This window comes from Neoroseomonas rubea, from assembly GCF_016106015.1.
GTDB lineage: Bacteria > Pseudomonadota > Alphaproteobacteria > Acetobacterales > Acetobacteraceae > Neoroseomonas > Neoroseomonas rubea.
Map to the genome: position 1 here is coordinate 1 of NZ_JACADQ010000200.1, position 7,276 is coordinate 7,276.

A 7,276-nucleotide genomic window follows, 5' to 3' on the forward strand; every position below is an offset into this window, starting at 1 on the left:
AACTCCCCCGGGCCCCCTCCTTTTTCTGTCTGTTGAGAACTGACATCAGAGGCCGGAGCCAGACCGACAAAGAAGGGAGGGGGTTCGGGGGAGGTTCCCCTCCCCCGAGCTTCGACGCCGCGTCACTCATGCCGGCGGCGGGCTCCACCGCGCGATCTCCGCCTGGATCTTCGCCTCGTCCTCGCCGGCCTGGCAGGCCTCGAAACCCCGCCGCAGCCAGGGCCGGTTCAGGTCGCGGCCGATGAAGACGATCTTGGACCGCCTCGGATCGCCGTCCTTCACCTCGCCGATGAAGTCGCCATCGGCGATCATGTGCACCGCCTGGAAGGCAAAGCGGCGGCTGTCCCCCTCGTAGTGGAGCACCCCCTTGGTGCGCAGCAGGTCCTGGCCCTTCGCGGCCAGCACCTGGGTGATCCAGGCATTGAAGCGTTCCGGGTCGATCGGGCGATCGACCTCGAAGGACACGCTGTTCACCGCAGAATCATGCTCGTGCTCGTCCTCGCCCGACAGGAACTCGGGCTCGCGCTCGAGGATACGGGCCAGGTTGAAGGCGTCGCGCCCGACCACCGCGTCGATCGGCACGTCGGACTTCGTCGCGCGGCGGATCTCGGCATAGGGGTTGATGGCGCGGATGCGGCGCTCGACCTCCTCCGCTTCCTCGGCGCTGACGAGGTCCATCTTGTTCAGCACGATGATGTCGGCGAAGGCGATCTGCTCCTGCGCCTCGCTGCTGTCGGCCAGCCGCGCGGGCAGGTGCTTCGCGTCCACCACCGTGACGATGGCGTCAAGCTTGGTCGCGCGCTTGACGTCCTCATCCACGAAGAAGGTCTGCGCCACGGGTGCGGGGTCGGCCAGGCCCGTCGTCTCGACGATGATGCCATCGAAGCGATCGCGCCGCTTCATCAACCCGCCGAGGATGCGGATCAGGTCGCCACGCACGGTGCAGCAGATGCAGCCGTTGTTCATCTCGAACACTTCCTCGTCAGCATCGACGACGAGGTCGTTATCCACGCCGAGTTCGCCGAACTCGTTGATCACGACCGCGAATTTCCGGCCGTGGTTCTCGGTCAGGATTCGGTTGAGCAGCGTGGTCTTGCCGGCGCCGAGATAGCCGGTCAGCACGGTGACGGGCACCGGCTCGCGCGCGTTGGTTTCGCTCACTGGGTCTCTCCGGGAGTGATGTCGCTCGCCGCCCATATGGGGTCCTGGCGGGCCGCAATCATCCTGTCGCGGCGCAGGGCGACCCGCGCCGCGATCAGGGCGGACATGAGCGGGTAGACGCGCCGCCGCCCCTCATCGGCATGTTTCGCCAGCCGTTCCGCGGCGTCCCGCGCCGCGACCAGGCCGATTCCGTCCAGCGCGGCCGCCATGGCGCCGCCCACCGCCGCGTAGTCCTCGGGGGTGGCGCCGTCCTCGTAGAAGCGCGCGGCGACGACGGCCTGTGCGGCGATCACGGAATCGTCCAGCGCGGCCAGCGCCGCCGGTCCGTGCACTGTGCGCAGGGCCGCGCGCCTCTCCTCGTCCAATTGCTGCGGTGGGCGGCGGAAGCGCCAGGCGCGGGCGAGCGCATCCCGCAGCATCTCGGGCTCGAAGGGGCGGACCAGAAGCTCGTCGCAGCCGGCATCGAAGGCCTGCTGGTCCTCCGACCGCTGCTGCCCCGTCCCGATGCCGATCACGGGCAGGTCGCACTGCGGCGGCAGGCGGCGGCGGAACTCCTTCACCGCCTTCAGCCCGTCGAAGCCGAAGCCGCCGAGGCCGATGAACAGCGCCTCGACCTTCTGCTGAAGCAGATGGCGCTCGGCGGCCGCCCAGTCGCCGCCCGTATGGACGGTGTGGCCTTCCGCCTCCAGCATGCGCTGCGTGACGGTGCGCGGCCCGGCCAGCGGGTCGACCAGCAGCACGACCAGCGGCGGCGGCTGCTCCTCCTCTGCCTGCTGCTCCGCCATGCCGGCCCTCAGGCCGCCTCGGCGCGGATCGCCTCGGCGAGCGTGCCGACCATGCGGTCCACATGCGGGCGCTCGACGATCAGCGGCGGGGAGAGTGCCACGATGTCCCCGGTCACGCGCACCAGCAGGCCGGCGTCGAAGCAGCGGCGGAAGACGGACATGGCGCGCTGCCCGGGCTTGCCGGCGCGGGGTGCCAGTTCAATGCCGCCGATCAGGCCGATGTCGCGCGTGTCGATCACGTTTGGCTCGGACTTCAGGCTGTGGACCGCATCCTGCCAGTAAGGCTCGATCGCACGAGCGCGGCCGGGCAGGTCCTCGGTCTTGTGCAGCTCGAGCGTCGCGATGGACGCCGCGGCTGCCAGCGGATGGCCGGAATAGGTGTAGCCGTGGAAGAACTCGATCCCCGCCGCGGTGCCCTCCACGATCGCGTCGTAGATGCCGTTCTTCACGGCGACGGCGCCCATCGGCACGGCGGCGTTGGTCAGCCCCTTGGCCATGGTCATGATGTCCGGCGTCACCCCCAGCCGCTCGGCGCCAAAATTGGTGCCGAGGCGGCCGAAGCCGGTGATCACCTCGTCGAATATCAGCAGGATGCCGTGCTTGTCGCAGATCTCCCGCAGCCGCTTGAGGTAGCCCACGGGCGGCACGAGCACGCCGGTGGACCCGGCCACGGGCTCGACCATCACGGCCGCGATCGTCTCGGCGCCATGCAGCGCGACAAGATTCTCGAGCGCATCGGCCAGATACGCGCCGGCCGGCGGCTCGCCCCTCGCGAAGACGTTCTCCTTCAGGCCATGCGTGTGCGGCAGGTGGTCCACATAGGGCAGCAGCGCACCGAACTGCTTGCGGTTGGGCCCGATGCCGCCCACCGACATGCCGCCGAAGCCGACGCCGTGATAGCCGCGCTCCCGCCCGATCAGCCGCACGCGGCTGCTCTCCCCGCGGGCCTTGTGGTAGGCGAGCGCGATCTTCAGCGCGGTGTCCGCGCTTTCGCTGCCGGAATTGGTGAAGAAGACGCGGTCCATGCCCTCGGGAGCGAGTTCCGCGACGCGGGCGGCGGCCTCGAAGGCGATCGGGTGGCCCAGCTGGAAGGTCGGCGCGAAATCCATGATCGCGGCCTGCTTCTGGATCGCCTCGACGATCTCCCGCCGGCCATGGCCCGCGTTGCAGCACCACAGGCCGGCCGTCCCGTCCAGGATCTCCCGCCCCTCGGGCGTGTAGTAGTGCATGCCCTCGGCGCGCGCGAGCAGCCGGGACGTGTCGCCCTTGAAGTACTTGTTGTCGGAGAAAGGCATCCAGAAGGCGTCCAGGGAATTCGGACGCGGCACGCTGATCTCGTTCATCGGGGCCTCCGGGCTCGGCAGGCCCGCAAGGAACACCCTTGGACGGCCCCGGGCAAGCGGGCTTCGCCGGGCGGCCCCGGCATGGCAGTCTCCGCCCGCGCCGGAAGGAGGGCGCGGGCATGGCCAAGGGACGCCTCGTCATCGGCACCAAGCGCTATTCGTCCTGGTCGCTGCGCGGCTGGTTGGCAGTGCGCCTCGCCGGGCTCGATGTGGAGGAGGTGGTGATCCCGCTCGCCGGCGGGGGCGGAACGACCGCGCTCAAGACCATATCGCCCAACGGTATGGTGCCCTACCTGGAACATGACGGCGCCCGGCTGTGGGAAAGCGTCGCCATCGCGGAGTATTGCGCCGAGCAGGCCCCCGGCCTCTGGCCAGCCGACCGCGTCGCGCGGGCCCATGCGCGCTCGGTCGCGGCCGAGATGCATGCCGGCTTCCGCGCGCTGCGCATGGCGATGCCGATGAATCTCGGCCGCAGCTTCCCTGGCCAGGGCCGCACCCCGGAGGCGCTGGCCGACATCGCCCGGATCGAGGCGATCTGGGCGGAATGCCGCGCGCAGCATGGCGGCCCCTTCCTGTTCGGCGCTGGCTTCACGCTGGCGGATGCGATGTACGCGCCGGTCGTCGCGCGCTTCATCACCTGGCAGCCGGAGCTCTCCGCCGGAACGCACGCCTACCTGGAGGCGGTCCGCGCCCATCCCCTGGTCGCGCGCTGGTACGCCGAGGCCGCGGCCGAGCCCGCCGCCTGGCTGCTCGACAAATACGAGAACCCCGCATGAGCACCGCCGTCGCGATCGACCATGTGGGCGTCGCCGCGCGCGACCTCGGGCCTATGGCCGCGGCCTACGAAAGGCTCGGCTTCGCGCTTTCGCCCATCGCCCAGCAATCGGGCCGGCGCAGGCCGGACCTGCCGGTCGAAAAATACGGGTCGGGCAATCGCTGCGCCTTCCTCCGGCACGGCTATATCGAACTGATCGCGATCCTCGACCCGGCGCTCTACGACAACACGCTCAACGCCTTCCTCGCGCGCTACCCGGGGATGCACATCCTGGCGCTGGCGATGGAGGACCCGGAGGCGAATCTCGCGCGGCTGCGCGCCGCGGGGCTCGACATTCCCGGCATCGCCTGGCTGGAACGCCCGGTCGAGGCCGGCGGCCCGATCGCGAAATTCGCCCGCCTGCCCTTCCCCGACCCGCCCGAGGGCCGCATCCAGCTGATCCGCCACCTGACGCCCGAACTGGTCTGGCAGGAACGCTGGATGGACCACGCGAACAAGGCCGAAGCGCTGGAGGAGGTGATCCTGTCCGCCGCCGAACCCGCCGACACCGCCGCGCGCCTGTCCCGCCTGTCGGGCCTGGCGGTGGAACCCGACCCTGCCGGAGGCTTCCTGCTGCGCCTGCCCGGCGCGGCGCGCGCGGCCGGCCCCTTCGCCCCGGTGATGGAAACGCGCGTGCGCATCCTCCCCGAAGCTTCACTTCCCGCGGTGCTGCCCGGCGTGACGCCGCCTGCCTCCCCCTTCATGGCGGGGATGGTGGTGCGCACGGCAGATGGCGGCGCGGCCGCACGGCGCGTGCTGGAAGGCATCCCGACGGTCGAAGCGCCGCAGGGCGTCATGGTGCCGCCGGCCTTCGCCGCCGGTGCCGCGGTCGTCTTCGCATGAGCGCCGCCGCCTGGCACGCGACGCGCCCAGGGGAGGTGGAAGGCGGCGCGCCCGACCGGGCCGATGCCGCCCTGGCCTTCATCGGCCGCATCCGCACGCCCTTCGCGACGCGGGCCGAATGCCCCCATCGCGGCCAGCCGGACGGGCCCGAATGCCGCATCGAGGTCGAGGCGCCCTGGCGCCCGGCGCTGCGCGGCATCCGCCCCGGCGATCGCCTCGAAGTGCTGTACTGGATGCACCTCGCGCGGCGGGACCTGCTGGTGCAGGCGCCGAAGGGGCGCGCGCCGTCCGGCACCTTCGCGCTGCGATCGCCGAACCGGCCTAACCCGATCGCGACATCGCTGGTGGAGGTGGTGGCGGTCGCCGAGGACGGCGTCACGGTCCGTGGCCTCGACTGCGTCGACGGCACGCCGCTGATCGACCTCAAGCCGGCGCGCACGGCATGACGGGCTTCGCGAAGGCGGTCGGCGCCTCGCTGCGCACCTATCACGCGCCGGGCCGCGCGGCGCTGCTCGATGCTTTCTATGCGCGCTTCCTCGCCCCCGGCGACCTGGCCTTCGACGTCGGCGCGCATGTGGGCGACCGCACGCTCGCCTTCCGCCGGCTCGGCGCGCGGGTGGTGGCGGTGGAACCGCAGCCTCGCCTCGCCCGCGCGCTGCGCCTGGTGTTCCGCGACGACCCCGGCATCACGCTGGTGCAGGCGCTGCTCGGCGCGACGGAAGGGGAGGCGGTGCTGCGCCTGAACACCGCCAACCCGACGGTCGCGACGGCGTCGGACGCCTTCATCGCCGCGGCCGCGGGTGCAGCCGGCTGGGAGGGCCAGCGCTGGGACGCGACCATCGCGCGACCGGTCACTACGCTCGACGCGCTGGCCATGCGCCACGGGCTGCCGGCCTTCGTGAAGATCGACGTGGAAGGCTTCGAGGCCGCGGTGCTGCGCGGCCTCACGCGCCCTCCGCGCGCCCTGTCCTTCGAATTCACCACCATCCAGCGCGACGTCGCGGCGGACTGCCTCGCGTTGCTCGCCGCCCTCGGCTACCGCGCCTTCAACGCCTGCCTCGGGGAGAGCATGCGCTTCGAACACGCCTCGCCGATCGATGCCGCGTCCATGGCCGACTGGATCACCGCACTGCCGCATGAGGCGAACAGCGGCGATGTCTATGCGAGCCTGGTGCCGGAGAGAATCTTCTAGATGGCCTCAGGAGCCGGCGCCCGCATGTGCGGGCTGGGCTTGCGCGCCGTGTCCTGGTGCGCTGGGCGCGGTCGCGCTTCGCGCTCGCGGATCGACGCTTCGCCTCGATCCGGTCTTCTGCTCCTCTGGCGACTTGGGCTCTCGGATCGCAGGGGGCGCCGCGATCTGCCGCGCGCCAGCCTACCCCTTCGCCGGTGCCGACCAGGCGATGCGGCCGACCGTGCCGCAGGCAGCGCACTCCGCCTTCCAGCCATTGTGCTCCGCGCCGCAGGCGCCGCAGCGCCAGCGCGGCGCGCCCTGCGCATTGGCCGCGCCGCGCAGCCACTTCGCCTGGGCGGCGCGGGCATCGGCCGTGTCGCCATGCTCGGCCTCCTCCAGCTGTGCGAGCAGCAGGTAGGCGCGGCGATCCGCCGCCCCGGCCGCCACCAGCGCATCCAGCTCGCCCCGCGCGCGGCCGGTCAGCCCGGCCTCCAGCGCCAGTCGCGCCATCAGAAGGCGGCTTTCCGGGTGCTCGGGATTGCGGTGGATAAGGTCTTCGGCGGCCTTGACCTTACCCAGCTTCTCCGTGGTGCCGGCAAGCCAGGCCGCGGCGATGTCCGGATGCGGCGCGGCGAGCCAGGACTGTTCCAGCACCGCCCGCGCGCGCCGCGCGCTGCCTGAGGCCGCCAGCCGCTTGGCATGCGCCAGCGCCGCCGGCGCGAAGGCGGGATCCGCGGTGAAGGCGAGCTTCTCGAGCTCCGCCGCCCGCGCCGCATCCGCCTCCTGCTCCGACGCCGCGAGCGCCAGCGCGGCGCGTGGCCCGGCGGGCGGGGACAGCGCCAGCGCCTCCCGCCAGTCCCGCGTGCGCAACGCGAGCACCTGCCGTTCCTCCCGCAGCCAGGCCGCGCCAGGGTTCACCGCCTCGGCTTCCTTGGCGAGCCGCTGGGCGGCCGCCCAATCCTCCCGCTGCATCGCCTGGCGCAGCAGGCCGCGCAGGCCGAGGAAGCGCGCATCGGGCCGGGCGGCGAGCGCCTTGAAGGCGGTCGTCGCCGCCTCCTCCCGCCCCGCGAGGCGCTCGGCCTCGGCGGCGAGCAGCAGCGTCTGCGGGCTGTCGCCGAGCATCTCCCGCGCGCGGCGGACCTCGATGCGCGCAGTCTCG

The 7,276-nt window shown here is 72.0% G+C and carries 8 protein-coding genes; 4 read left to right on the forward strand and 4 right to left on the reverse strand.

The genetic code is table 11. The annotated features are described in order from the left end of the window. Positions 1-126: 126 nt before the first annotated feature. The 3 genes from HW577_RS16755 to aptA are packed head-to-tail and all read right to left on the reverse strand — an operon-like array spanning position 127 to position 3,289. Entirely contained in the window at positions 127-1,161 is a 1,035-nt protein-coding gene (locus HW577_RS16755) for a CobW family GTP-binding protein (protein ID WP_332837745.1), read from the reverse strand. Beyond that, entirely contained in the window at positions 1,158-1,946 is a 789-nt protein-coding gene (locus tag HW577_RS16760) for a response regulator (protein WP_198377292.1), read from the reverse strand. Before HW577_RS16760 ends, HW577_RS16755 begins: the two co-directional genes overlap by 4 nt. A gap of 8 nt (positions 1,947-1,954) precedes the next feature. Next, complete coding sequence (aptA, locus tag HW577_RS16765; protein WP_198377293.1) at positions 1,955-3,289, reverse strand: omega-aminotransferase AptA; 1,335 nt, start codon at positions 3,287-3,289, stop codon at positions 1,955-1,957. Between the two features lie 119 nt (positions 3,290-3,408). Here aptA and HW577_RS16770 point away from each other — a divergent pair, with 119 nt between their 5' ends. Genes HW577_RS16770 through HW577_RS16785 form a run of 4 tightly spaced genes read left to right on the forward strand, consistent with a single transcriptional unit; the run spans position 3,409 to position 6,138 of the window. Beyond that, positions 3,409-4,065, forward strand: coding sequence for a glutathione S-transferase family protein (locus HW577_RS16770; protein WP_198377294.1), 657 nt, complete (start codon positions 3,409-3,411; stop codon positions 4,063-4,065). Next, entirely contained in the window at positions 4,062-4,946 is an 885-nt protein-coding gene (locus tag HW577_RS16775; protein WP_198377295.1) for a VOC family protein, read from the forward strand. The genes HW577_RS16770 and HW577_RS16775 overlap by 4 nt, the downstream gene beginning before the upstream one ends. After that, complete coding sequence (locus HW577_RS16780; RefSeq protein WP_198377296.1) at positions 4,943-5,392, forward strand: SAM-dependent methyltransferase; 450 nt, start codon at positions 4,943-4,945, stop codon at positions 5,390-5,392. Before HW577_RS16775 ends, HW577_RS16780 begins: the two co-directional genes overlap by 4 nt. Next, a complete protein-coding gene (locus HW577_RS16785) occupies positions 5,389-6,138 on the forward strand; it encodes an FkbM family methyltransferase (RefSeq protein ID WP_198377297.1) in 750 nt (249 codons plus the stop codon). Before HW577_RS16780 ends, HW577_RS16785 begins: the two co-directional genes overlap by 4 nt. 180 nt (positions 6,139-6,318) lie before the next feature. Here HW577_RS16785 and HW577_RS16790 read toward each other — a convergent pair. Next, the coding region (locus tag HW577_RS16790) for a tetratricopeptide repeat protein (protein WP_198377298.1) at positions 6,319-7,276 on the reverse strand (958 nt) is incomplete at its 5' end.

Bases quoted from the DNA above. Each gene is read 5' to 3' on its own strand.
- HW577_RS16785 (WP_198377297.1), top strand. From the start codon at position 5,389: ATGACGGGCTTCGCGAAGGCGGTCGGCGCCTCGCTGCGCACCTATCAC.
- HW577_RS16760 (WP_198377292.1), bottom strand. From the start codon at position 1,946: ATGGCGGAGCAGCAGGCAGAGGAGGAGCAGCCGCCGCCGCTGGTCGTG.
- aptA (WP_198377293.1), bottom strand. From the start codon at position 3,289: ATGAACGAGATCAGCGTGCCGCGTCCGAATTCCCTGGACGCCTTCTGG.
- HW577_RS16770 (WP_198377294.1), top strand. From the start codon at position 3,409: ATGGCCAAGGGACGCCTCGTCATCGGCACCAAGCGCTATTCGTCCTGG.
- HW577_RS16775 (WP_198377295.1), top strand. From the start codon at position 4,062: ATGAGCACCGCCGTCGCGATCGACCATGTGGGCGTCGCCGCGCGCGAC.
- HW577_RS16780 (WP_198377296.1), top strand. From the start codon at position 4,943: ATGAGCGCCGCCGCCTGGCACGCGACGCGCCCAGGGGAGGTGGAAGGC.